Below are 506 nucleotides of genomic sequence, written 5' to 3' on the forward strand. Positions count from 1 at the left end.
TCCTGGACAACTGGCGGCAGGTCGTCCTCAAGGAATTCACCGGCGGCATGTCCTACGGGCTGTATGCCTCCAACGGGGCGCAACCCAACGGCTGGACGGTCAACACCGACGGCCTGGAAGGCAACGTCGACTCCCCCCAGGACCTCCCGCTCGACACCTGGTCACACATCGCCCTCACCTATGACGGCGCCAAACTCCAGTTCTACCTGGACGGCACCAAGACCGCGACAAAGGACTTCTCCGGCTCTTTGCGTGCCGATGGCGGTCCGCTGCGGATCGGCGGCAACAGCGTCTGGGGTGAGTACTTCTCCGGACTCATCGACGAGGTCCGCGTCTACAACCGGGCACTTGCAGAGACCGAGATCCAGTCCGACAAGGACACCCCGGTCGCCGGCGTGGGACAGGCGAGCGCTGGGATCGTAGCCTCCACGACCACGACGACCACCTTCGTCTACGACGCCTTCGGCCGGCTGGCCACCAAGACCGGCACAGGGGTGAAGAACCAG

General features: G+C 64.8%; 1 protein-coding gene. It reads left to right on the forward strand.

Going from position 1 to position 506, the window contains the following annotated elements; all coding sequences use genetic code 11:
• A partial coding sequence (locus ABD810_RS31150; protein ID WP_344948709.1) for a LamG domain-containing protein occupies nucleotides 1-506 on the forward strand: 506 nt, incomplete at both ends.

The organism is Sphaerisporangium flaviroseum (assembly GCF_039537005.1).
GTDB classification, from domain to species: Bacteria; Actinomycetota; Actinomycetes; order Streptosporangiales; family Streptosporangiaceae; genus Sphaerisporangium; species Sphaerisporangium flaviroseum.